At 57.6% G+C, this 21,129-nt stretch carries 27 protein-coding genes and 1 pseudogene; 21 read left to right on the forward strand and 7 right to left on the reverse strand.

Features of this window, described 5'->3' with window-relative positions; genetic code table 11:
- Nucleotides 1-51 precede the first annotated feature (51 nt).
- Entirely contained in the window at nucleotides 52-999 is a 948-nt protein-coding gene (locus H035_RS0107500; protein WP_026596380.1) for a sigma-54 interaction domain-containing protein, read from the reverse strand.
- 78 nt (nucleotides 1,000-1,077) lie between these two features.
- A pseudogene (locus H035_RS21255) lies at nucleotides 1,078-1,746 on the reverse strand (sulfite exporter TauE/SafE family protein); the annotation flags it as partial.
- Nucleotides 1,747-1,977: 231 nt separating this feature from the next.
- On the opposite strand from H035_RS21255, the gene H035_RS0107505 reads away from it, so the two are divergent.
- The 4 genes from H035_RS0107505 (at nucleotide 1,978) to lysM (ending at nucleotide 5,877) form a co-directional block, all read left to right on the forward strand.
- Nucleotides 1,978-4,155, forward strand: coding sequence for a TonB-dependent receptor plug domain-containing protein (locus H035_RS0107505; RefSeq protein WP_022948372.1), 2,178 nt, complete (start codon nucleotides 1,978-1,980; stop codon nucleotides 4,153-4,155).
- A gap of 282 nt (nucleotides 4,156-4,437) precedes the next feature.
- Entirely contained in the window at nucleotides 4,438-4,845 is a 408-nt protein-coding gene (locus H035_RS0107510) for a DUF4332 domain-containing protein (protein WP_022948373.1), read from the forward strand.
- Nucleotides 4,846-4,857: 12 nt separating this feature from the next.
- Nucleotides 4,858-5,418, forward strand: coding sequence for a DUF937 domain-containing protein (locus H035_RS18715; RefSeq protein ID WP_084684854.1), 561 nt, complete (start codon nucleotides 4,858-4,860; stop codon nucleotides 5,416-5,418).
- Between the two features lie 12 nt (nucleotides 5,419-5,430).
- Nucleotides 5,431-5,877, forward strand: a complete 447-nt coding sequence (gene lysM / locus H035_RS0107520) for a peptidoglycan-binding protein LysM (RefSeq protein ID WP_022948375.1) — start codon at nucleotides 5,431-5,433, stop codon at nucleotides 5,875-5,877.
- A gap of 6 nt (nucleotides 5,878-5,883) precedes the next feature.
- Here lysM and pyrF read toward each other — a convergent pair whose 3' ends face one another.
- Nucleotides 5,884-6,609, reverse strand: a complete 726-nt coding sequence (gene pyrF, locus H035_RS0107525; RefSeq protein ID WP_022948376.1) for an orotidine-5'-phosphate decarboxylase — start codon at nucleotides 6,607-6,609, stop codon at nucleotides 5,884-5,886.
- 92 nt (nucleotides 6,610-6,701) lie between these two features.
- Here pyrF and H035_RS0107530 point away from each other — a divergent pair, with 92 nt between their 5' ends.
- Nucleotides 6,702-7,625: an AEC family transporter gene (locus H035_RS0107530; protein WP_022948377.1), complete on the forward strand. Its 924-nt coding sequence runs from the start codon at nucleotides 6,702-6,704 to the stop codon at nucleotides 7,623-7,625.
- 46 nt (nucleotides 7,626-7,671) lie between these two features.
- Entirely contained in the window at nucleotides 7,672-8,448 is a 777-nt protein-coding gene (locus tag H035_RS0107535) for an enoyl-ACP reductase FabI (RefSeq protein WP_456152364.1), read from the forward strand.
- A 280-nt stretch (nucleotides 8,449-8,728) separates the two neighbouring features.
- Here the strand turns inward: H035_RS0107535 and H035_RS18720 are convergent, their stop codons facing one another.
- Entirely contained in the window at nucleotides 8,729-10,246 is a 1,518-nt protein-coding gene (locus H035_RS18720; protein ID WP_022948379.1) for a putative bifunctional diguanylate cyclase/phosphodiesterase, read from the reverse strand.
- A 173-nt stretch (nucleotides 10,247-10,419) separates the two neighbouring features.
- On the opposite strand from H035_RS18720, the gene H035_RS18725 reads away from it, so the two are divergent.
- The 3 genes from H035_RS18725 to rd all read left to right on the forward strand — a co-directional run bounded on the left by H035_RS18725 (nucleotide 10,420) and on the right by rd (nucleotide 12,032).
- Nucleotides 10,420-10,779 (forward strand): hypothetical protein, encoded by a 360-nt coding sequence (locus H035_RS18725; protein WP_022948380.1) that lies wholly within the window; start codon nucleotides 10,420-10,422, stop codon nucleotides 10,777-10,779.
- Nucleotides 10,780-10,935: 156 nt separating this feature from the next.
- Nucleotides 10,936-11,760 (forward strand): thermonuclease family protein, encoded by an 825-nt coding sequence (locus H035_RS0107550; RefSeq protein WP_022948381.1) that lies wholly within the window; start codon nucleotides 10,936-10,938, stop codon nucleotides 11,758-11,760.
- A 92-nt stretch (nucleotides 11,761-11,852) separates the two neighbouring features.
- On the forward strand, nucleotides 11,853-12,032 hold the full coding sequence (gene rd / locus H035_RS0107555; protein WP_022948382.1) for a rubredoxin: 180 nt from the start codon (nucleotides 11,853-11,855) through the stop codon (nucleotides 12,030-12,032).
- A gap of 14 nt (nucleotides 12,033-12,046) precedes the next feature.
- On the opposite strand, the gene grxC is transcribed toward rd, so the two are convergent.
- Nucleotides 12,047-12,304 (reverse strand): glutaredoxin 3, encoded by a 258-nt coding sequence (gene grxC, locus H035_RS0107560; RefSeq protein WP_022948383.1) that lies wholly within the window; start codon nucleotides 12,302-12,304, stop codon nucleotides 12,047-12,049.
- A gap of 118 nt (nucleotides 12,305-12,422) precedes the next feature.
- On the opposite strand from grxC, the gene rpe reads away from it, so the two are divergent.
- The 12 genes from rpe (at nucleotide 12,423) to H035_RS0107620 (ending at nucleotide 20,429) form a co-directional block, all read left to right on the forward strand.
- Nucleotides 12,423-13,106, forward strand: a complete 684-nt coding sequence (gene rpe / locus H035_RS0107565) for a ribulose-phosphate 3-epimerase (RefSeq protein ID WP_022948384.1) — start codon at nucleotides 12,423-12,425, stop codon at nucleotides 13,104-13,106.
- Nucleotides 13,107-13,115: 9 nt separating this feature from the next.
- Nucleotides 13,116-14,699, forward strand: a complete 1,584-nt coding sequence (gene trpE, locus H035_RS0107570) for an anthranilate synthase component I (protein ID WP_022948385.1) — start codon at nucleotides 13,116-13,118, stop codon at nucleotides 14,697-14,699.
- A complete protein-coding gene (locus H035_RS0107575; protein WP_022948386.1) occupies nucleotides 14,696-15,283 on the forward strand; it encodes an anthranilate synthase component II in 588 nt (195 codons plus the stop codon). Before trpE ends, H035_RS0107575 begins: the two co-directional genes overlap by 4 nt.
- Nucleotides 15,280-16,299, forward strand: a complete 1,020-nt coding sequence (trpD, locus tag H035_RS0107580) for an anthranilate phosphoribosyltransferase (RefSeq protein ID WP_022948387.1) — start codon at nucleotides 15,280-15,282, stop codon at nucleotides 16,297-16,299. Before H035_RS0107575 ends, trpD begins: the two co-directional genes overlap by 4 nt.
- On the forward strand, nucleotides 16,296-17,099 hold the full coding sequence (gene trpC / locus H035_RS0107585) for an indole-3-glycerol phosphate synthase TrpC (RefSeq protein WP_026596383.1): 804 nt from the start codon (nucleotides 16,296-16,298) through the stop codon (nucleotides 17,097-17,099). Before trpD ends, trpC begins: the two co-directional genes overlap by 4 nt.
- Before the next feature lie 30 nt (nucleotides 17,100-17,129).
- Nucleotides 17,130-17,687 carry a Uma2 family endonuclease gene (locus tag H035_RS0107590; RefSeq protein ID WP_022948389.1) on the forward strand — a complete coding sequence of 186 codons (558 nt, stop codon included), beginning with the start codon at nucleotides 17,130-17,132 and terminating at the stop codon, nucleotides 17,685-17,687.
- A 76-nt stretch (nucleotides 17,688-17,763) separates the two neighbouring features.
- Complete coding sequence (locus tag H035_RS21260; protein WP_022948390.1) at nucleotides 17,764-18,075, forward strand: nucleotidyltransferase domain-containing protein; 312 nt, start codon at nucleotides 17,764-17,766, stop codon at nucleotides 18,073-18,075.
- Entirely contained in the window at nucleotides 18,072-18,617 is a 546-nt protein-coding gene (locus H035_RS18730; RefSeq protein WP_022948391.1) for a hypothetical protein, read from the forward strand. Before H035_RS21260 ends, H035_RS18730 begins: the two co-directional genes overlap by 4 nt.
- Before the next feature lie 3 nt (nucleotides 18,618-18,620).
- Nucleotides 18,621-19,181, forward strand: coding sequence for a Uma2 family endonuclease (locus tag H035_RS0107605; protein WP_022948392.1), 561 nt, complete (start codon nucleotides 18,621-18,623; stop codon nucleotides 19,179-19,181).
- Between the two features lie 4 nt (nucleotides 19,182-19,185).
- Nucleotides 19,186-19,755, forward strand: a complete 570-nt coding sequence (locus tag H035_RS0107610; protein WP_022948393.1) for a Uma2 family endonuclease — start codon at nucleotides 19,186-19,188, stop codon at nucleotides 19,753-19,755.
- Between the two features lie 58 nt (nucleotides 19,756-19,813).
- On the forward strand, nucleotides 19,814-20,128 hold the full coding sequence (locus tag H035_RS18735; RefSeq protein ID WP_022948394.1) for a DUF4351 domain-containing protein: 315 nt from the start codon (nucleotides 19,814-19,816) through the stop codon (nucleotides 20,126-20,128).
- Nucleotide 20,129: 1 nt separating this feature from the next.
- Nucleotides 20,130-20,429, forward strand: a complete 300-nt coding sequence (locus H035_RS0107620; RefSeq protein WP_022948395.1) for a nucleotidyltransferase domain-containing protein — start codon at nucleotides 20,130-20,132, stop codon at nucleotides 20,427-20,429.
- A gap of 82 nt (nucleotides 20,430-20,511) precedes the next feature.
- Here H035_RS0107620 and H035_RS0107625 read toward each other — a convergent pair whose 3' ends face one another.
- Both H035_RS0107625 and H035_RS0107630 read right to left on the reverse strand, forming a co-directional pair.
- Nucleotides 20,512-20,847, reverse strand: coding sequence for a type II toxin-antitoxin system PemK/MazF family toxin (locus H035_RS0107625; RefSeq protein ID WP_022948396.1), 336 nt, complete (start codon nucleotides 20,845-20,847; stop codon nucleotides 20,512-20,514).
- The gene (locus tag H035_RS0107630; RefSeq protein WP_022948397.1) at nucleotides 20,837-21,067 is read right to left on the reverse strand and encodes an AbrB/MazE/SpoVT family DNA-binding domain-containing protein; all 231 of its coding nucleotides are present in this window, start codon (nucleotides 21,065-21,067) and stop codon (nucleotides 20,837-20,839) included. Before H035_RS0107630 ends, H035_RS0107625 begins: the two co-directional genes overlap by 11 nt.
- Between the last annotated feature and the right edge of the window lie 62 nt (nucleotides 21,068-21,129).

Below are 21,129 nucleotides of genomic sequence, written 5' to 3' on the forward strand. Positions count from 1 at the left end.
TAAACACGGTTGCTCTCCCGCTGGCGGGAGAGGGTTTAGAGAATCCGTTTTTCAGCCGATACTGTATTTCTGCATTCGGTACAATAGGGTGTCGCGGCTGATTCCCAGAAGCCGCGCCGAACGGCTGCGATTGCCGTTGGTTCGAACCAGCGCCTGACGAATCAATTCGATCTCCACTTCCTCCAGGGACAGGCCGGAGGCGGGGAGGGTGATGCCGGTCTTGGGGCGCGGTTGATTGAGCGTGATTTCCGCAGGCAAATTGGTCGGTTCGATGGTTTGGCCGGCCAGCAGGATGGAAAGCCGTTCGCAGACGTTGCGCAGTTCGCGCACGTTGCCCGGCCACTCGTAGTTCATGATGATCTGCTGGGCGGCCTTGGAGAGGCGGGGCGGTTCCAGGCCGTGCTCCCGGGTGGATTGGCGAATGAAGTGCGCCGCCAATAAGGGAATGTCCTCTTTGCGTTCGCGCAAGGAGGGGGTTTCCAGGGGAACCACATTCAAGCGATAGTACAGATCCTTGCGAAATTCGCCGGCTGCGATTCTCCGCTCCAAGTCGGCGTTGGTGGCGGCGACGATCCGAACGTCCACCCGCTCGGTTCCGGTGGCTCCCACCGGCTGGCATTCGCCGGTTTCGAGAAAGCGGAGCAGTTTGGCCTGGAGGTTGAAAGGCATCGAGTCGATTTCGTCCAGAAACAAAGTGCCGCCGTCGGAGGCTTGAAGCTTGCCCAGGTGGTTGCCCATGGCGCCGGTGAAAGCGCCCTTGCGGTGGCCGAATAATTCCGATTCCGCCAGGGATTCGGGCAAGGCCGCGCAATTGATGGTAATGAACGGCTTGTCGGCGCGGGGGCTGGACTGTTGTATGGCGTGGGCCAATTCTTCTTTGCCGGTGCCGGTTTCTCCGGTGATCAGGACGGTGACATCGGTGGCCGCCACCATCTTAGCGGAGCGCAGTAACGCTTCGAAATTCGGCGCTTGGCCGACGAGCGATTTGAACTTCTCCATCAGGTCTACCCCGTTGATTTTTATTTGCTGCATAACCCATGGGTTCAACTTCGGGAAGGCCGCCAGCAAAGCCAGGAGAATCATGACGATTCCGGCGAAATACCGAAAACGGCGCATTCTAGCCAAACGGACCATCCAATTTGTCATTATACCCACCCCCATGACAGCGGGTAAAGTACCGGCGCCGAACGCCGTCATGACCAACGCGCCGTGAGTCGGGCTGCCCGCGGTGGCGGCCAGTGCCAGGGCGGTGTAAACCAGACCGCAGGGCAGCCACCCCCAAACCATGCCGAACAGGAAAGCCTGGGAAAGATTGGTGACCGGCAGAATACGTCGTCCAAAGGGTTCGATCCGCCGCCAAAGCCGGGCGCCGAGCCTTTCCAGATAGGCGAAACGGGGGAACCATCCGGCGATATATAACCCGCAGCTGGTCATGATAATGGCTGCCAGGATCTGGAGCAGGCGATAGCCTTGAATGCCGAATGGCAATTCCAGCGCGTACCTCAAACTGCCGGCAATCAAGCCGGCCATGGAATAGCTCAAAATCCGGCCCAGATTGTAGCTGAGTACATAGGGGGTCAGCCGCTGCTTGCGCATGCGGATTTCCTGACTCAAGCTTAAGGTCAAGGTCCCGATGATGGAGCCGCACATGCCGATGCAATGGAAGCTGCTGAACAGCCCCATGAGAAAGGCGACCAGGTAAATGGGATTCAGTGCTTCTGCGGACATGGATGTAAACATTAGCATAATCCCTGCAAGCTAGGGGTATCGTTGTCAGTCGCCTCGCCGCTGAGGCAGAAAGTGCGGGAAATGCCGCACCAGGTGCGTGATATCCCACACTTTGAAGGCATTCGGTTTGAATTGGGTCGGGTAAGGTGATGTAAAATCAATTTTCTAGGTATCATGGCAAGTTAATTGCATAGCTAAAGAGTTCAAGAACCCTGATTATCATCAACTAAATCATAAATGAGGGGGATTATGCAGATCGGGAAAAGAAAATGGGTGCTGGCTCCACTTGCCGCCGCCATCGCCAGCCAAGGTCAATATGCCCTGGCGCAATACGAGGAGTTGCCCACCTTGACCGTGGAGGGAGAGGTCATGGAATCCGGCACGGCCTCCCTTCAGCCGGGAACCTCGGGGACTTTGGATGCCTCCGATTTTCTCAAGCGGGTGCCGGGCGGAAACGTGAACCGGAACGGCCCGCTTACCGGGATCGCCCAGTTTCGCGGCGCCTACGCCGAGCGGGTCAATGTGCTCACCAACGGCGTGGCCCTCAGAAATGCCGGTCCTAATGCCATGGATTCACGCATGAGTCATATCCCTTCGGCTTTGATGCGCACGGTAAAAGTATATCGAGAGGTCACGCCGGTGAGCACCGGTTTGGAAACCCTCGGAGGATCGGTGATTACCGAATCGCGCCGCAGCCGGTTCACCGACAGCGAGCAATTCGATCTTCAAGGTTTCGGCAGCGCCGGTTATATGGGGGTCAGTAATGGACACTACGGCGCCGGCTTGCTGGGGGTGGCTAACCAAAACTACCGCTTCCATTTTTCCGGCAGCGTAGAGCGGGGGCGCGATTACCGCTTCGACCGCACCCGGCGCGTCAATCCCAGCAAATATAGCCGCGAGACCTATAACCTGGGTTTCGGTCTGCGCAGGGCGGGACATGAATTCGGTTTCGACTACGACAATAAATATACCGGATTCACCGGCACGCCTTCCTTGCCCATGGATATCCGGTTCATCAATACAGATGTATTCCGCGGTAACTACGGTTGGGATCTGGGGGGTGGATGGAAGTTGGCCTTTGCAGGTTTCTACCAGGATGCCGACCATAAGATGGATAATTTCTCTCTGCGTCCCGCACCTACCGATCCGACTCGTTGGCGAGAAATGAAGACGGATGTGGAGGCCGGTGGTTATAAATTGGCCCTGACCGTCCCCGGCGTCGGGCCGGGCAGTTTGGAAGTCGGGGTGGACGGAGATGTGGGCGTCCACAACGCGACGGTATCCAACCCCAACAACGCCGCATTCTTCGTATCCGCTTACAACGATGTCAATCGAAATCGTTATGGTGCCTACGCGGAATGGGAAGGGGCACCGCTGGACAAGCTGCTGGTCACCGCCGGTGTTCGCTATCGTTTCACCTTTATGGACGCCGGCCAGGTGGACGGCACGCCCGCGATGATGATGCCGGCGGCCCGCATGCTTCGGGATCGATTCAATGCCTCCGACCGGCGCCAGGATCAACATGACGTGGATGTGGCGTTGAATTTCCGCTACGCCCTCCAGGAAAGCCTCGACCTGGTGCTCGGTTTGGCTCGGAAAACCAACGCACCCACCTACCAACAGCGCTATACTTGGTTGCCGTTGGAAGCGACCGGCGGCTTGGCGGACGGTCGGGTTTATATCGGCGACGTCGGTCTGGACAGCGAAAAGGCCTATGAAGCGGTGGCCGGCTTCGATCTTCACCTGGACCATCTGGTCGGCGATTGGGTCCACGATGTCTATTTCGAGCCGCGCGGATTCTACCGCTACGTCAACGATTACATTCAGGGGCAGGCGGTCGACGATCCGACGGTCGTCATGGCGGCCAATATGATCCTGCCCGGCGCCAGCTGCCCCAACGACCCCACCCCCGGTGACGGCAATGCCGCCGATTGCGTGCTTCAGTGGGCCAATGTGGATGCCCAGTTTTACGGCACCGACATCCAGGCGGGCTTCGCCGTGGGGGATCATTTCCGCGTGGACGGCTTGATGAACTATACCCGCGGAATAAAGCTCAGCGGCAAGGACGACAATCTCTACCGGATCGCCCCGCTCAACGGGCGGATTCGCGGTACTTTCTCCTGGTGGGATCTGGCTTTTTCCACGGAATTGGTGGCGGCATTGCGCCAGGATAAGGTGGCCGAATACAACAACGAGCGTCAAACTTCCGATTGGAGCGTGTTGAATCTGCGTCTCCAATATCAACCGTCCTATCAATATGTGGCGGGGCTGAAAATCGCGCTCGGCGTCGACAATGTTTTCGACAATGAGCACACCGACCATTTGAACGGTCTCAACCGGGCAAGAAGCGTGCGCGATTTACCCGTGGGAACTCGCGTACCCAATCCGGGTCGCAATCTTTATGCAACGGTTGCCTATGACTTTTGAGCTCAATCCGGCTTTGGATTGATTGTGCCATCCCTCTTGAACGCGCCTACGGGCGCGTTTTTTTGGGAGGGTGAAATTTAGGATTAAATAGGTCGGCAATCGGGTGGATTTCATGATAAAAAGAGCCGTATTCGGTTAAGCCGACATTCGGTTAAGTTGGATTGATCCATGTTGGCTTGCCGTGATGGAGCGACCCAAACTGTATCGGGTTCGGGTCTTCGTTGATATGACGGTTATCTTCCGCCGTGTCGTAGCTCATTTAGATTTATAGGAGAATGAGAAATGACGATAGAGTTAAACGAATTGATGGGAATGACCTCGGAATTGGAGCGCAAGCTCAAGGAGATCGGTATCAACGACAGCGGGGATCTTCTTGATGCCGCCACCACTCCCAAACAGAGACAAGTCTTGTCCCAGCAGATGGCGGTTCCCACGCGAGATGTCCTGGAACTTGCCAATCGTGCCGATTTGGCCCGAATCAAAGGCATCGGTTCCGTTTATTCCGATCTTCTGGAAAAGGTTGGCGTCGACACCGTCAAGGAACTTGCCACTCGGCGTTCCGATCATCTGCATCAGAAGATCCTGGTGACCAATGAGCAGGTTCAGTTAGTGAAACGGCCTCCCACGCTCGCCCAGGTGGAGCAGTGGGTGGAAGAAGCAAAGCAATTACCCAAAGTATTGCAATATTAGAGGGTATCCATCATGAATCTGTTGCAGATAGTCATGGAAAATGGCGGGCAATCTGCGATCCGCCAAGTAGCCCAAAGGATGGGCTTATCGGAAAGCCAGGCGAATCAGCTTTTTTCCATGCTCGTGCCCGCCCTTGGAGAAGGTATCAAGCGCAATGTGAAGGCACCTTCGCAACGGGAGGGCTTGATGAACGCCCTGGCCCAGAAAAAACACCAGCAGGTTCTGGAGCAACCGGATGCCCTCGTCCAGGATGACACCATTCAAGATGGCAATGCCATTCTGGGGCACTTGTTCGGAAGTAAGGATGTGAGCCGAAACGTGGCTTCCCAGGTTGCCGAAAGAGCCGGTACGGAACCCGACATCGTCAAACAACTGCTGCCGATGGCCGCCAAATTGGTGATGGGCGCGTTGAGTAAGGAAACGGAAAAAAGAGGAATGTTAAATGATCAAACAGGTTCTCCAGGGACGCAACAAGCCGACTTCATGGGCACCTTCATGGATTTTCTCGATATGAACAATGACGGCAGTGTTATGGATGATCTTTCCAATATCGCCCGGAAATTCTTTAAATGATTGGAGGTAATCATGGGCTTATTAGATTTCGTCAAAGATGTGGGCCACAATCTTTTTACCAGCGATGAAGAAGCCGCGGAGAAAATCAAACAACACATCGAGTCCCACAATCCCGGCATTGAAACTCTCGAAGTCAGGTATCAAGATGGATCCGCTTTTCTTAAAGGCCGGGCTTCCTCATTCCAAGCCGTCGAAAAAGCCATTTTGCTGGCCGGCAATGTGAAAGGCGTATCCAACGTGATGAACGAACTGGAGCTCGCCGAATCCCCGGAGGCCCAGGAGCAGCCGGAGCAGGTGGAATACTATGTCATCCAGAAAGGGGATACGCTCTCGCTCATCGCGAAACGCTATTATGGCGATCCCATGTTGTATCCCAAGCTTTTCGAGGCCAATCGGGAGGTCATTCAGGACCCCGACAAGATTTTTCCGGGACAAAAAATCAGAATCCCCTTGTCCTGAAGGGTTTTATTCCTTCGGGTGAAATAAACTGGCGATTTGCTCCTGGATGGCTCTGGCGGCGGTTTTTGGATCCTGGGCATCACGGATCGGGCGGCCGACCACGATGTAGTCCACGCCGTCGGTAAAAGCCTGCTGGACTGTGACCACCCGCTGTTGATCGTCCTGCCGATCGGAAGTAGGCCGGATGCCGGGCGTGACGATCAGGAAATCGTCGCCCACCGCCTGACGGATCGACGCGCTTTCCCGGCCCGAGGCGATGACGCCGTCAAGCCCTGCCTGTTGAGCCTGGCGCGCGCGATCCAGCACCAGGGAGTTCAAATCGCCGGTATATCCCATCCGTTTCAAAGCCGACTCGTTCAGGCTGGTCAAGACGGTCACCGCCAGAATCTTTAGCGTTTCCCCCTTGCCGCGGGCCGCGGCTTCCATGATCGCCGGGTCTCCGTGGACGGTGGCCAGTTGCACGGAAGTGCGGCTCAATGCCCGTACCGCGCGTTCCACCGTGGCGGGAATGTCATAAAATTTGAGATCGGCGAACACTTTTTTGCCGCGGCTTTCGAGCCAGTCGATCAAGTCGAAGTAATCGCCGGCCATGAACAGTTCCAGGCCGATTTTATAGAATGACACCGCCTCTCCCAGGCTTTCCACCAATTCCTTGGCTTGCCGGTGGGTGGGCAAATCCAGGGCGACGATCAAGCGTTCACGGGAGGGAACGGGCTGGGTGGATAGTGGCATGATGTTTTTCCTTCGTTAATCAGGGGGAGCCAAATGATACACAATCGAAACGTTGCGACGCAGGATTTGGACGCTCGCACAGAGAGGGATCCATGTCGTCGGTTTTGATTCAAATGTTTTTGCTGATGGTGTTCGGAGCCGCCTGGCGTGTGTTGCGCCCGGCGGGATTGAACGGGGATCAGACTCGGTTGGTATTGACAACCCTCGTTTATTATCTGTTCTTGCCGGGCCTGATCTTGAAATTGATGAACCGGGCGGATCTGGGGATGGAAACCCTTTCCATTTCCCTCTTCGGGGTCGGGATGTTGGGCTTCAGCGCTACCTTGGCGGGGTTGTACGTGCGTTGGCGGCGAATGCTCGCGGCACGGGCGGGGGCGGTTTGGTTGGCGATGACTTTTCCCAACATTACCTTTTTGGGATTACCGGTGCTGCTCGAGACTTTCGGCGACTGGGCGGCGCTGATGGTGATTCAATTGGATTATTTCGCATCCACCCCTTTGGTTCTGACTTTGGGCGTCGGGGTGGCGAGGGCATTCGGCAGCCGCGGTCAGGCGGGCAATCATTTTCTCGCCCTGCTGCGCGTCCCCCCCCTATGGGCGGCGATAGTGGGCGTGGGATTGAACTTGTCCGATTGGTCGCCGCCTTCCTGGTGGACGGATTTTCTCAACCTGTTGGCCGGTGCAGTCACCCCTTTGATGTTGCTCGCTTTGGGGTTGGCTTTGGATTGGCGCAGCTTGCATTGGAAGAGTGCGCCGGTGGTGCTGCCGGTGGTGTTGCTCAAATTAATTTTGATGCCGGCGTTCGGATGGTGGCTGGGGCAGCTGCTTGGATTTTCCGGTAAACAGCTCGCCGCCTTGGTGTTGGAGGCGGGGATGCCCAGCATGATGTTCGGAATCGTGCTGTGCGATCGCTTCGGTCTGGAGAGCCGCCTCTACGCACTCTTGGTGACCGCGACCACGCTTTTGTCGATGGCGTCTTTGCCGCTATGGTATCGCTTGCTCGAGGGCGCGGTATAATTGCCGCTCGATTTTTTTACTTCAAAAAGGTAATTTTATGGGTTTCATGCAAGGCAAGAAGGTTTTGATCGTCGGCTTGGCCAGCAACCGTTCCATCGCGTGGGGAGTCGCCCAGGCGATGCGTCGGGAAGGGGCGGAACTGGCTTTCACTTATCAAAACGACAAACTCAAGGATCGGGTGGAAAAGTTGGCGGGCGAATGCGGCAGCAGTTTGACCGTTCCCTGCGACGTCAACAGCGACGAAGAAATTCAAGGCGTGTTCGATTACCTGGGCCAACACTGGGATGGACTGGATGGCATCGTTCATTCGGTGGCCTTCGCTCCCCGCCGGGCGCTGGAAGGAGATTACCTGGAGTCGGTCGATCGAGAAGCGTTCCAGGTCGCCCACGACGTCAGCTCCTACAGCTTCGCCGCCCTGGCCAAGGCAGGCCGCTCCATGCTGCAAGGGCGCAACGGCGCGCTGCTGACCTTGAGTTACCTGGGCGCCGAACGGGTGATACCCAATTACAATGTCATGGGCGTGGCCAAGGCCAGTCTCGAGGCCAACGTTCGTTACATGGCGAGCGCTTTGGGTCCCGAAGGCGTCCGGGTCAATGCCGTTTCGGCCGGTCCCATCCGTACCTTGGCCGCTTCCGGCATCAGCAATTTCCGGGAAATGTTGAGCAAAGCCGAGCAGGCGGCGCCGTTGCGCAAGAATGTGACCATCGAGGAAGTGGGGAATGCCGCGGCGTTCCTGTGCTCCGATTTGGCTTTGGGGATTACCGGCGAGATCGTCTACGTGGATGCCGGCTACAACACGATCGGCTTGGCATTCGAAGGCTAAGATTCATGGCCTGTATAGGCGCAAGGGGGGGTAATAGTCTGTTTCAAAACTCGTGTGAGGGTCGGAAGTAATCGCGAATGCCATTATCCCCCTTGTATGTTTTGTCTTGCTGGAGAGGCGTGTCGCAAAAGCCCCTCTCCCGCTGGCGGGAGAGGGACGCTTCTTGAGTCATTCCCGGACGGAGAGGAAATTAAGGGGGGACGCGTCATGCCTCATAGGCTAGCTTGTACGGTATATCGAGTTTTGAAACAGACTGTAAGGGCGTTGGAGTGACTCAATCTCAATGTGCCCTAGGATTGTCGAAGATCCCGGCGGGGGTTCGCGGTCGATGGAGCATCCGCTCGAATTCCTGAGCCGGCATGGGTTTGCCGAACAGATACCCTTGACCTTCGTCGCAGCCCATGCGCTGCAAGGCGGCCAATTGGCCGGGCGTTTCGATCCCTTCGGCCAGGGTTTTCAGATGGAGGCTGCGGCCGAGGCTGATGATTCCCTTGACGATCGCGGTGTTGCCTGGGCTTTTCTCGATTGGCCGGATGAATGACTGGTCGACTTTCAGGGTGTGGAGCGGAAAGCGGCGTAGGTAATTCAGCGACGAAAAGCCGGTGCCGAAGTCGTCCAGCGCCAGTTGAATGCCGAGTCGTTTGAGTTGGTGGAGTATTTTGGCGGTGTGGTCGATATCCAGCATGGCCGCCGACTCGGTGATCTCCAGTTCCAACCAGCGAGGATCGATGCGATATTCCGACAGCAGGCGCTTGATCAAATGGGGAAGGTCCTGCTGATGAAATTGGTAGGCGGAGACGTTGATCGCCAGGCGGATCGGACGGTGTTGCCGCTGCCATATTTGCAGTTGACGCAATGCCCGATGCATGAGCCATACCGTAATGGGTGCGATCAGCCCGGCTTCCTCGGCCAGGGGAATGAATTCTCCGGGAGGTATCAGTCGATATTGGGGGTGATGCCAACGTAGGGTGACCTCGGCGCCGCACAAGGCGCGGTCGTCGAGACGGATCTGGGGTTGATAATACAATTCCAGTTCGTCGTATTCGAGGGCGTGGCGGAGGTAGCCTTCCAAAATCAGCGGATGACGGCGGGGTTCCAGTTTGGGATGGTAGCGGCGCCAGGTATTGCCGCCTCGTTTCTTTGCCTGTTGCAGTGCCAGGTCGGCGGCGTGAAGGAGGGTATCCGCCGTTTGCCCGTCTTCGGGCGAAAGGCTGAAGCCCACGCTCACCGTGACGCAACATTCCCGGTGATTAACGTAGATCGGTTGATGCAATGCCTCGATCAGCGCCTCGGCGAGAGATTCCGGCGGCGTTTTTTCCGAAGCGAGTACCGCGAAGGTGTCGGCCTCGAAGCGGTAGAGGCGGGCGTCGGCCACGCCCCTTCGGATCAACGCTTCAGTGAAACGCCGCGCGACCGCCTTCAGCAAATCATCGCAAAGCAAGTACCCGAGGCTTCCGATGAACAGCTTGAAGCGGTCGACGTTGATGAGTAGCACCGCGGCGGGCGATTCGGGATGATGACGCAACAAACACGTCAATCGTTCATGGAATAGGTGACGGTTGGGCAAACGGGTGGTTTCGTCATGGCGAGCCCGCCAAGCAAGCGCGCGTAGAACCAGGAAGGTCAAAGCCGATCTCAGCAAGACGACCGGCAGCAGCAACCATAAAGCCGTCTCTGCCTTCGAATCCGCCAGGTGGAGCGACAGAGCGATAAATGCCAGCAAGGCCAGCAGCAGGATGTCCAGGGCGGCGATCGAGTGCCTGAGATAGGGTGAAGCCGAGGGATGCCGGGTAGACATGGTAACGACCTGATGGGTAAAGTTTGGTCATTTTAGTCCCTTGGCTGGCAAGGGTGCGAATATTCCTACGGTTTGGCCGGGAGGGAAGTGTCTTGCTATACTTCTCGTTTCCCTTTGGGGGCCGGATTGATCCGGTCCGATGTAATTTTGGAATTGGGGGCAAAGAACCTGTCATGAAAAGGCTCAACCTAGGTTTGATTCGTCTGTTCGAGTTTTTTACATTGCTTTTGTATTCGTTTTTCGTGTTGACATATTTCGGTGCGTTTTTACTGCTTCCGCTGGATATCGTCTCGTTGCTCGTCAAGGGAATGGGAGTCATCGGCCTGCCGTCGCTCGTTTCCGTTCCCGTGGCCGGTGCGGTCGCCGGGATTTTTTGTTACCTGGTCTACAAACTCCCCGAGTTGTATCGGACCATACTCAACGGCGGCGTGGAATTGACCAACGCGGGCTATGCCCAGATCCAACACTTGGAAGCCATTGCACGGAGCATCTCCTCGAAGTCCGAGGCCAATCCCGCTTCAGAAGAGGCTTGAAACGCCATTTGTCCGGGAGGACGGAGCGATTCTCGAACCGTCCTTTTCTCCCGGCCACCCGGGTGGCATTTCGACGGATTTCAAGCGCCCGAAAAAAACGATTCCGGGCTGACCCTCCTGTAAGCAAGTTTCTTTCACCATTCCGGTAACGCATCCATGCGGAAAGTCATTTTTTGCATCTTGTGGCTCTGCGTCCTAAAAGCCTCCGCGGCGGTTTATCAATGGCGCGGTCCCGATGGGCAAATCCATTACGGGGACCGTCCCGTTCCCGGCGCGAATACCCTCTCTCTCAAACCCGGCTTCAGCTATTACCGGGTCGGCCATATATTCGATGGCGATACGGTCGAATTGGTGGATGGCCGTCGGGTACGCCTGCTCAATATCAATACCCCGGAGGTGGAAACGCCTCGCAAGCGTGGCGAACTTGGAGGAGAAGAAGCCAAGCGCCGTCTCCAAGACTTGTTGGAGGATCGACGGATACGCTTGGTGTACGACGTCGAGCGACGCGACAAATACGATCGCACGCTGGCGCATCTTTTCACCGAGGACGGGGTGCATATCAATCGGCTTTTGGTGGAGGAGGGCTGGGCGATCGCAAACATTCACCCGCCCAACCTCAAATACGCGGATAAAATTCTGGCGGCCCAGGCCGAGGCGGAACAGGCCGGGCGCGGGATTTGGGGAATGGACGATTACGCCCCGCAACCGATTGAAACGTTGCGGCGTAAAAGGCTATACGGTTGGCATCGTTTGGTGGGCGAGGTGCTGCAGATCAAGGCCATGCGCAAGTATGTGCGGCTCCTGTTCGCCGCGGACTTGTACGTGGTGATTCCCAAAACCAATCTGAAATTGTTTCCCGATTTCGATGCTTACGTCGGGCACCGGGTGGAAGTGCGGGGCTGGCCCGGTCGGCGCGGCCGAAGCCACTCGATTCTGGTGCGGCATCCCGACGCCTTGCGGATTCTGGATCCCGCCCCATAAGCTTCTCGGCGATTTCGCACGGCCGCGGACGTTGGAGATTTTATCGCTTACCGGTATAGTTGCCCTGTCCGATCAAAATAAGGAGGCAACCCATGGCGACAGAAGGCTATCGCAAATACGTCTGCGTAGTATGCGGTTATATCTATGACGAGGCCGAGGGAGATCCGGACGGCGGCCTTCCGCCCGGCACCCGTTTCGAGGACATTCCCGACGATTGGGTCTGTCCCGAGTGCGCCTCCTCCAAGGACGATTTCGAATTGTTGGAGGAGTAAGGGCCGGGCGAAGCTCAATCGCCCAGCAAACGATCGAGTTCGCCCTCGTGGTTCAACGCGGCCAATTCCTGAAACCCACCCACGTGCCGATTTTCGATAAAGATTTGCGGAACCGTTCGGCGACCGGTTCGGGCGACCATCTCTTGGCGCCGCTCCGGCTCCAGATCGACCCGGACCTTGTGGATGGATTGGACGCCTTTGCTTGCCAGCAACCGCTCGGCCATCACGCAATAGGGGCAGCGGTCGCTCGTGTACATGACGATATTTTTCATTCCAACTCCTGAAATCGGATCAAAACCGACTATTTTACCGGGTCGCTGAAAGCCGTGCCGAAATCGGTTAAACTTTACCGTTTCCAAGTATTCATGGATTCATTTTAAGGAGCCAGTTATGCAGACACCCTGGATTGCCCCTTCGATCTTGTCCGCCGATTTCGCCCGTCTCGGAGAGGAGGTCGAAAACGTCTTGAAGGCCGGTGGCGACGTGGTTCACTTCGACGTGATGGACAATCACTTCGTGCCCAATCTGACCTTCGGCCCGATGATCTGCGAGGCCCTGCGTAATCACGGCGTCACCGCACCCATCGACGTCCATTTGATGGTCAAGCCGGTGGACCGGATTATTCCCGATTTCGCCAAGGCGGGTGCGAGCTACATCACCTTTCATCCGGAAGCCTCCGATCATATCGACCGCAGCTTGCAGTTGATCCACGACAACGGCTGCAAGGCGGGATTGGTGTTCAATCCGGCCACCCCGCTGGATTACTTGGATTGGGCCATCGACCGGGTGGATATGATTCTCTTGATGTCGGTCAACCCGGGCTTCGGCGGCCAGTCGTTCATCCCCTACGTGCTGCGCAAAATCGAGCAGGCGCGCAAGATCATCGACGCCAGCGGCCGGGACATTCGCCTGGAAGTGGACGGCGGGGTCAAGGTGGACAATATCGCCCAGGTGGCCGCCGCCGGCGCCGATACCTTCGTGGCCGGCTCGGCGATTTTCGGCAAACCCGATTACCAGGCGGTGATCGAGGAAATGCGCGCGGAAATCGCCAAGGGAACGGCGGAGGCCGCCTAAACCAAACCCATGACGCCTCAACGCTTTCAAGAACTCGCCGCCCAAGGCTACAACCGCATCCCCGTGACGCGCGAGGTCCTGGCGGACCTGGATACCCCCTTGAGCGCCTATCTCAAGCTCGCGAGTCGGCCTTACACCTATCTGTTCGAATCGGTGCTGGGGGGCGAGCAGTGGGGGCGTTATTCCATCATCGGCCTGCCGGCCCGGAAAGTGATCCGCATCGAGGGCGACCAGATCCAGGTTTGGCGTTATCCCGACGCCGCTGCGACCTCCCCCCTCCCAACCCTCCCCCCGCTGGGGGGAGGGCCAAGTGCGACCTCTCCCCTCCCCCCAACGGGGGGAGGGCTAGGGAGGGGGGAAGAGTTGATCGAGGAGGTGAGCTCTCCCGCCCCGCTCGAGTGGATCAAGGCATTCACCGCCCGTTACCGCACGCCGGCATTGCCGGACATGCCCCGTTTCAGCGGCGGATTGGTGGGCTATTTCGGCTACGAGACCATCGCCTACATTGAGCCCAAGCTTGAGGCGGCCCAAGCCAAGCCGGATCCGCTTCAGAACCCGGATATTCTGTTGATGGTTTCCGAGGATCTGGTGGTATTCGACAACCTGTCGGGAACGCTGCAGTTGATCACCCACGCCGACCCCGAGGAGCCGGATGCCTTGGATCAAGCCCAACGGCGCTTGGAACAATGGGTGGATCGCCTGCGCGGCAGTTGTCCCTATCCTTCCGAGGCCGGCGGCCGGCGCATCAGCGAAGCGGATTTCATTTCCGGCTTTACCCGCGAGGGTTTCGAGCAGGCGGTGAGGGGCATCAAGGATTACATCGTCGCCGGCGACGTGATGCAGGTGGTGCTGTCCCAACGCCTGTCGATTCCCTACCGCGGCGATTCCTTGAGTGTCTACCGGGCGCTGCGCAGCCTCAATCCCTCTCCTTACATGTACCATCTGAACTTGGGGGATTTTCAGATCGTCGGCTCTTCGCCCGAAATTCTGGTGCGCCTGGAAGACGAGACGGTGACCGTCCGTCCCATCGCCGGAACTCGTCCCCGGGGCCGAACGTCGGAGGAAGATCAGGCGTTGGAAAAGGAGCTTTTGGCCGATCCCAAGGAGTTGGCCGAGCATCTCATGTTGATCGATTTGGGACGCAACGACATCGGTCGGGTGGCGGAAGTGGGAAGCGTCGAGGTGACCGATCAAATGCTGATCGAGCGCTATTCCCACGTCATGCACATCGTCTCCAATGTCATCGGAAAGCTGAAGCCGGGGTTGGACGCTTTCGACGTGCTCGCGGCCACTTTCCCCGCCGGAACCGTTTCCGGCGCCCCCAAGATCCGAGCGATGGAAATCATCGCCGAGCTGGAGCCGGTCAAGCGCGGCGTCTATTCCGGGGCGGTAGGTTATATCGGTTGGTCGGGCAACCTGGACACCGCCATCGCCATCCGCACCGCGGTCATCAAGGACGAGCAGCTCCACGTCCAAGCCGGGGCGGGGATCGTCCACGATTCGATTCCGGCGAAGGAATGGGAGGAGACCATGAACAAGGGCCGCGCGCTGTTTCGCGCCGTGGCTCGTGCGGCGGAGGGTCTGACGGCATGATTCGGGTGGTAATGATCGACAATTACGATTCCTTCACCTACAACCTGGTCCAGTACTTGGGGGAACTGGGGGCCGATGTGGAGGTGGTGCGCAACGACCAAGTGGCGTTGGCGGACATCGAACGCTTGGCACCGGATCGTCTGGTCATTTCTCCCGGCCCTTGCACCCCCAAGGAAGCCGGCATCTCGGTGCCCGCCATCGAGCATTTCAAGGGCAAATTGCCGATCCTGGGGGTCTGCCTGGGGCATCAGAGCATCGGGGTGGCGTTCGGGGGGCGTATCGTCCACGCCAAAACGATCATGCACGGCAAGACTTCCCTGATTCATCACACCGATTCGGGCGTATTCCACGGTCTCCCCAACCCCTTCGAGGCGACCCGTTACCATTCCCTGGTGATCGAACGCGAGAGCCTGCCCGAGAGCCTGGAAATCACCGCCTGGACTCGGGACAAGGACGGGGCGGTGGAGGAAATCATGGGCATCCGCCACCAGACCTACCCGATCCAGGGCGTGCAGTTTCACCCCGAATCCATCCTCACCCGTCACGGCCATCAATTATTGCAAAACTTTTTGGAAGGCCGATGACTCCCATTCGCGCCGCCATCGCCAAACTGCTCGAGCCGGCCGATCTCGGCGCATCCGAGATGCGCCGGGTGGTGACTCGGATCCTGGCGGGCGAAGCCACCCCGGCCCAGGTGGCGGGATTTTTGGTCGCCCTGCGGGCCAAGGGCGAAAGCGTCGAGGAAATCGCGGCGGCGGCCGAAGTGCTGCGCGAACAGGCGCTCAAAATCGACGTCGCCGGCGATCACCTGATCGATACCTGCGGTACCGGCGGCGACTCCCTGGACACGTTCAACGTCTCCACCACCGCGGCCTTCGTGGTGGCCGCCGCGGGCGGACAGGTGGCCAAGCACGGCAACCGTTCGGTCTCGAGCCGCTGCGGAAGCGCCGACGTCCTGGAGGCGGCCGGGGTCAATTTGGACCTCACGCCGACGGAGGTCAAGCGCTGTGTCGAAGAACTCGGCATCGGTTTTCTTTTCGCCCCCCGCCATCACGGCGCCATGCGGCATGTGGCCGATGTGCGGCGAGAGTTGGGGGTTCGCACGCTGTTCAATCTGCTGGGCCCCTTGCTGAACCCCGCCGGTGCCCGCCACCAACTGGTGGGGGTGTTCGATCCCCGCTATGTGGCGCCGTTGGCCTTGGTGTTCAAGCATTTGGGCAGCCGCCATGTGTTGGTGGTGCACGCCGAGGACGGCCTGGACGAAATCAGTATCGCCGCGTCCACCCGGGTGGCCGAACTGAAGGACGGGGAAGTGGAAACCTACCACCTCGCGCCGGAACAGTTCGGTATTTCCCGCACGTCGTTGGCGGCGATCCAGGTCGCTTCCGTGGACGAGAGCCTTGAGCTCATCCGCGACGTGCTCGCCGGCAAACCGGGGCCTGCAAGCGACATCGTCGCCCTCAATGCCGGCGCGGCGCTCTACGCCGCCGATCTCAGCGATTCCCTCGCCGCCGGAGTGAAAAAGGCCCGCGCCGTCTTGGCTGCCGGTGCCGCCCTGGACAAATTGAATGCCTTAGTCGAATGGACGCAGAAGCGATGAGCCAAGCGGATATCTTGCAGAAAATCCTGACCACCAAACGCGAAGAGATCGACCGTCGCCGCCGGCGCGTCGCTTTGGGCGACGTGCGCGAAATGGCCGAATCCCAGGCCGCTCCCCTGGATTTCAGAGGCGCCTTGGAAAGACGAGTCGAAAGTGCTCAACCGGCGGTGATCGCCGAGATCAAAAAAGCGTCTCCCAGCCAGGGAGTGATTCGGGAAGCCTTCGATCCCCGAGAAATCGCCCTCAGTTACGCCAAAGGCGGGGCGGCGTGTCTTTCGGTACTGACCGACAAACCGTATTTTCAGGGTTCGGAGGCCTATCTGCAGCTGGCCAAACAAACCGCCGGCCTCCCCACTTTGCGCAAGGACTTTACCGTCGATCCCTATCAAGTCTACGAGGCCCGGGCCATCCAAGCCGATGCTATTTTATTGATCGTGGCGGCCCTCGACGACGCCCTGATGCGGGATATGTACCAACTGGCACGGGAACTCTCCCTGGCGGTGCTGGTGGAGGTGCACGACGGCGACGAGCTGGAGCGGGCGTTGCCTTTGGAGAACGCGGTTTTGGGGATCAATAACCGCAATCTGCGCACCTTTGAAGTCTCTTTGGAAAACACTTTGAACTTGCTGCCCCATATTCCGGAAGGCCGGCTGGTGGTTACCGAAAGCGGGATCCACACCCGTGAAGATGTGGCCAAGATGCGGGCGCGGGGCGTCCATGCCTTTCTGGTGGGGGAGGCCTTCATGCGCGCCGAGGATCCGGGCAAAGCGCTAGGCCGGCTATTCGATATAGGGATGTAAAATGTTCCTGTTGCTTGAAGAGGTCCGATCATGTCCCAGCATGCCTTTTTGCATCCACTGAGTATCGAGGACTATCTGGCGGGCGAGGAAATCAGCGACATTCGCCACGAATTCGTGGCCGGCCAGGTGTTCGCGATGGTGGGCTCCACCCGCGCTCATAACCGGGTGACTTTGAACATTGCTGCTTTCCTTCGCCATCATCTGCGCGGGACCCCTTGTGAGGTTCACATGAGCGACGTCAAGGTCCGCGTCGAGGCGGCGGATGCTTTTTACTATCCCGACGTGGTGGTGAGCTGCGAACCCTTCGATCCCAAAAGCGTCTTCCTGAACGAACCGACGCTGGTGGTGGAAGTCTTGTCTCCGAGCACCGAAAACGTCGACCGCCGGGAGAAGCGGCTCAATTATCAGAAACTTCCCAGCCTCAAGGAATATATGCTGGTGGCCCCCGATGAAATCCGAGTCGAGGTCTACCGCCGCGCGGGAGAGAATCTCTGGGAACTGGACGTGTACGGACCGGAGGACGAGTCGGTGGCCTTGACCTCGGTGGAGGCCAGGCTTCCCCTGGCGGAGATTTACGGTGATGGTTGAATGGGTGAGGGTATGCGGCTAGCGGAGAGATCTTATATGGGTGTGAAATACTTCGCGTGTTGGGTTGGAAATAATCATGAGGTTGAGTAATTCTCAGCGTTCGCTTATTCGAGAATGTGTTGAATCCCTACTGGGATCAGAGGTTGAGATTTTCGTTTTTGGTTCGCGTTTGAACGATTCACTTCGTGGTGGAGATGTGGATTTGATGTTGATCAGTCCCCGCTCGATTCCGCTCGTGAAAAAACTCGAACTCGAACGTGATCTTGAAGATAGGTTAGGCCTTCCGGTGGATATTCTCGTTATTCCGCCGCAGGGACCTCAGACCGCCTTCCAGCATTTGGCGATTGAACGAGCACAGAAGCTTCCGCCTGTGGAACTACGGATATGAGAACCGACTCTTCCGAGTATTCGCCCGAAGCCCAATATTTGGCGGAACAACTCATCGCAGTGGAGCGGTGCGCCTATTTTGCCTTACTGACCCGCAAAAAAATTTGTTGGCCGCTTCAACCGGAAGATCTCGAGATACATCGATTGGACGCCGAATTCTTTGAACCGCTGGCGGCGCTAAATGAACGTTTTGCAAAGCTTCAAGATATGCTCGGTGCGGCGATGCGGAACGCTGCGTTTCTTCTGGCCGAGTCAGTACCCACTTTCTTGCATGTGCTTGAGTTTTATGAAAAGCACGATGTAATCGAATCGGTCAACTTGTGGCAGCGGATGCGAAAGCTTAGAAACGACGCGGCGCACGAATACGATATTGATCCTAGAGCAACGACGGAGCATTTCAATCTTCTGGAAGAGGATCTTTGCGCTTTAGTTAAGATGACTTTCCGGTTTGTGGCATTCGTCCAGCAGATGCTGAAAATCGAACCGCCCGACCGGGAAATTCATCGGCTTTTCTGCGAATCGGTAGACGGGATACAAAAATAAAGTATGTCGCTGGCGGAGCAATACAATCTGTACGACCAATTGCTGGCCCTGCCGGAAAATCTGACCGGAGAAATCCTCAACGGCCAGCTCCATACCCAGCCCCGGCCTCGAGGTTCCCATGCCTGGGCGGAATCGGTATTGGGCAGTGAACTGATTGCGCCTTTCGGACGCGGCCGTGGCGGCCCCGGCGGGTGGTGGATCCTGGTCGAGCCGGAAATTCATTTCATTCGCGACCGGGAGGTGGCGGTGCCCGATCTGGGCGGCTGGCGACGCACCAGAATGCCCGAGATTCCCCGGGGGCACCGTTTCGAGGTGGTCCCGGACTGGGTTTGCGAGATCCTCTCCCCTTCCACCGAGAGCAAGGATAGGCGCATCAAGATGCCGATCTACGCCTGCTACGGAGTTCAATACACCTGGTTGGTGGATCCGGAGGCGCGGACCTTGGAAGCCTACGAACTTCGGCAAGGAGATTGGGTGGAGATCGGCCGTTTCCGCGACGACGACAAGGTGTCGGTGGCGCCGTTCGCCGAAGTGGCGATCGAATTGACCGACTTGTGGGTGTGATGAGATGCCGATTTTAAGAAAAAACGTGGTGCTGACCGTCGAGGAATACCTGGAAGGCGAAAAACACGCCGATATCCGCCATGAATACGAGCGCGGCGAAGTGGTGGCCATGGTCGGCGCGAGCCGCAATCATAATCGACTGACGGGACGCATATTCGCCGACTTGCTGCGCCACCTGGAGGATACCTCTTGCGAGGCATTCGCGTCGGATATGAAAGTCCGGGTGGACGACTGCTTTTACTATCCCGATGTGGTCGTCGGTTGCGATCCTAAAGACGATCACGATTTCTATCTGGAGCATCCCGTGCTGATCATCGAGGTGTTGTCCGAAAGCACCGAACAACGCGATCGCATCGTTAAACGGTTCGCCTATCAAAGTATTCCCGGTCTTCGGGAATACTTGCTTTTGGCCCAGGACAGGGTTCGGGCGGAACTCTACCGCCGCAGCGGATCCGGTTGGGATCTTGAGATTTACGGACCGGGTGAAGTCATGCGTCTGGCCTCGGTGGATCTCGAACTCCCCCTCGCTGAAATTTACCGGGGCGTCCGTTTGCCGGATTCCTCAAAGTCATGAACCGGTTTTTTGAAAATCGGCCCATCGTCAGGATTGCTCATGAAACGGGGATTCGGCTATGAAGCAGAGTCCGGAAATGCTGAGCCTTGCGCAAACACTTTTCGCCTACGAGCAGGAGAAACATATGCCTTACGTCACATCGATCGAGCAGATGGGGTTGCAAAAAGGCCGTTTGGAAGGCCGGCAGGAGGGCGAAGCGGCGGTTCTGCTGCGTTTATTGGAACGCCAATTCGGACCCGTCGACGAGGCCGTTCGCGAACGGTTGGCCCGTGCCGACGATGCGACCCTGCTGCACTGGTGCGAGCGCGTGCTGACGGCTGAAACCCTGGAAGAAGTGTGGCTGGAAAGCCGATCGGATTCGGGAAAGTCATGACATGCGTCTGAATCCGTCTGAAATCGACCGTATTCGCGGGGTGGTTCGCAAAATGCTGGGAGGTAAGGCCGATATTTTGTTGTTTGGTTCCAGGGGGGACGACGCCGCCCGTGGAGGGGATGTCGATTTATTGATTACCATTCCCTATTGCGTTGAAAATCGCGCCATGACCGCCAGTCTTTTGGCGGCAAGGCTGGAACGTGCCCTGGATGGCCGCAGAGTGGACGTGGTGTTGCGCACACCGGATACGCCTGCCCAACCGATTCACCGAATTGCCGAAAACACAGGGATCGGACTATGAAACATCCTTGACCCGACCCGGCGAACGCCGACTGCCGTACTCATGGAGAAGGCTTGACCGATGCTTTCGGTCGGCGTTTAAATCAAGAAAATAACCGATTCAAGGCATTTTCAACTGCCTGAACATCCCTTTCGGAAAGCCGCCCCAGCACCTCAAGGATCAGTCGGTGATCGAGGGTGAACAGCTTGTAACGAACCTTGGATGGTGCAGGAAGGCCGGCGCTTTGAATGTCCCGGATCGGGCAATCCAGAGGCCAGGGCGTGTGATAGGCCGAGGTGATCATGGTCATGACGGAATGGCCGATTCTGGTGTTGAAGGCTTCAGCGGAAGAGAGTACCAACGCGGGACGCTTTTTATGAGACCCTCGATCCGTGAAGGGAAACGGGACCTTGACCACGGTGAAGCGATCATAGATCACGATAGGCTTCCTCGTCAGTATCGGATCGCCATTCGCTCAGGGTAGCCTGGACCGCTTTCAGGTATTCCACATCCATCGGCGGCACTTTCCGGATTTTGGCGCTGCCGTTCTCATCGAGTTCCCAGACGATCCGATCGCCAGGTTCGATCCCCAATGCCTTGCGGATATCCACCGGAATGGTGGTCTGTCCCTTGACGGTGACTTTGACGACGTTGGGCATGGTAGGTCTCTAAAGTATTACGGTAATACCATGATATCATTTTTCCCTATTTTGAAGCCTTC

It is taken from the genome of Methylohalobius crimeensis 10Ki (genome assembly GCF_000421465.1).
Lineage (GTDB): Bacteria > Pseudomonadota > Gammaproteobacteria > Methylococcales > Methylothermaceae > Methylohalobius > Methylohalobius crimeensis.

Bases quoted from the DNA above. Each gene is read 5' to 3' on its own strand.
- H035_RS0107510 (WP_022948373.1), top strand. From the start codon at position 4,438: ATGACGATAGAGTTAAACGAATTGATGGGAATGACCTCGGAATTGGAG.
- grxC (WP_022948383.1), bottom strand. From the start codon at position 12,304: ATGAAAAATATCGTCATGTACACGAGCGACCGCTGCCCCTATTGCGTG.
- trpD (WP_022948387.1), top strand. From the start codon at position 15,280: ATGACTCCCATTCGCGCCGCCATCGCCAAACTGCTCGAGCCGGCCGAT.
- H035_RS18715 (WP_084684854.1), top strand. From the start codon at position 4,858: ATGAATCTGTTGCAGATAGTCATGGAAAATGGCGGGCAATCTGCGATC.
- H035_RS0107630 (WP_022948397.1), bottom strand. From the start codon at position 21,067: ATGCCCAACGTCGTCAAAGTCACCGTCAAGGGACAGACCACCATTCCG.
- H035_RS0107500 (WP_026596380.1), bottom strand. From the start codon at position 999: ATGGAGAAGTTCAAATCGCTCGTCGGCCAAGCGCCGAATTTCGAAGCG.
- H035_RS18720 (WP_022948379.1), bottom strand. From the start codon at position 10,246: ATGTCTACCCGGCATCCCTCGGCTTCACCCTATCTCAGGCACTCGATC.
- H035_RS0107605 (WP_022948392.1), top strand. From the start codon at position 18,621: ATGTCGCTGGCGGAGCAATACAATCTGTACGACCAATTGCTGGCCCTG.
- pyrF (WP_022948376.1), bottom strand. From the start codon at position 6,609: ATGCCACTATCCACCCAGCCCGTTCCCTCCCGTGAACGCTTGATCGTC.
- H035_RS0107610 (WP_022948393.1), top strand. From the start codon at position 19,186: ATGCCGATTTTAAGAAAAAACGTGGTGCTGACCGTCGAGGAATACCTG.
- rpe (WP_022948384.1), top strand. From the start codon at position 12,423: ATGCAGACACCCTGGATTGCCCCTTCGATCTTGTCCGCCGATTTCGCC.
- trpE (WP_022948385.1), top strand. From the start codon at position 13,116: ATGACGCCTCAACGCTTTCAAGAACTCGCCGCCCAAGGCTACAACCGC.
- H035_RS0107620 (WP_022948395.1), top strand. From the start codon at position 20,130: ATGCGTCTGAATCCGTCTGAAATCGACCGTATTCGCGGGGTGGTTCGC.
- H035_RS18735 (WP_022948394.1), top strand. From the start codon at position 19,814: ATGAAGCAGAGTCCGGAAATGCTGAGCCTTGCGCAAACACTTTTCGCC.
- H035_RS0107530 (WP_022948377.1), top strand. From the start codon at position 6,702: ATGTCGTCGGTTTTGATTCAAATGTTTTTGCTGATGGTGTTCGGAGCC.
- H035_RS0107505 (WP_022948372.1), top strand. From the start codon at position 1,978: ATGCAGATCGGGAAAAGAAAATGGGTGCTGGCTCCACTTGCCGCCGCC.
- H035_RS0107550 (WP_022948381.1), top strand. From the start codon at position 10,936: ATGCGGAAAGTCATTTTTTGCATCTTGTGGCTCTGCGTCCTAAAAGCC.
- lysM (WP_022948375.1), top strand. From the start codon at position 5,431: ATGGGCTTATTAGATTTCGTCAAAGATGTGGGCCACAATCTTTTTACC.
- H035_RS0107535 (WP_456152364.1), top strand. From the start codon at position 7,672: ATGCAAGGCAAGAAGGTTTTGATCGTCGGCTTGGCCAGCAACCGTTCC.
- H035_RS0107590 (WP_022948389.1), top strand. From the start codon at position 17,130: ATGTCCCAGCATGCCTTTTTGCATCCACTGAGTATCGAGGACTATCTG.
- H035_RS18730 (WP_022948391.1), top strand. From the start codon at position 18,072: ATGAGAACCGACTCTTCCGAGTATTCGCCCGAAGCCCAATATTTGGCG.
- trpC (WP_026596383.1), top strand. From the start codon at position 16,296: ATGAGCCAAGCGGATATCTTGCAGAAAATCCTGACCACCAAACGCGAA.
- rd (WP_022948382.1), top strand. From the start codon at position 11,853: ATGGCGACAGAAGGCTATCGCAAATACGTCTGCGTAGTATGCGGTTAT.
- H035_RS18725 (WP_022948380.1), top strand. From the start codon at position 10,420: ATGAAAAGGCTCAACCTAGGTTTGATTCGTCTGTTCGAGTTTTTTACA.
- H035_RS21260 (WP_022948390.1), top strand. From the start codon at position 17,764: ATGAGGTTGAGTAATTCTCAGCGTTCGCTTATTCGAGAATGTGTTGAA.
- H035_RS0107575 (WP_022948386.1), top strand. From the start codon at position 14,696: ATGATTCGGGTGGTAATGATCGACAATTACGATTCCTTCACCTACAAC.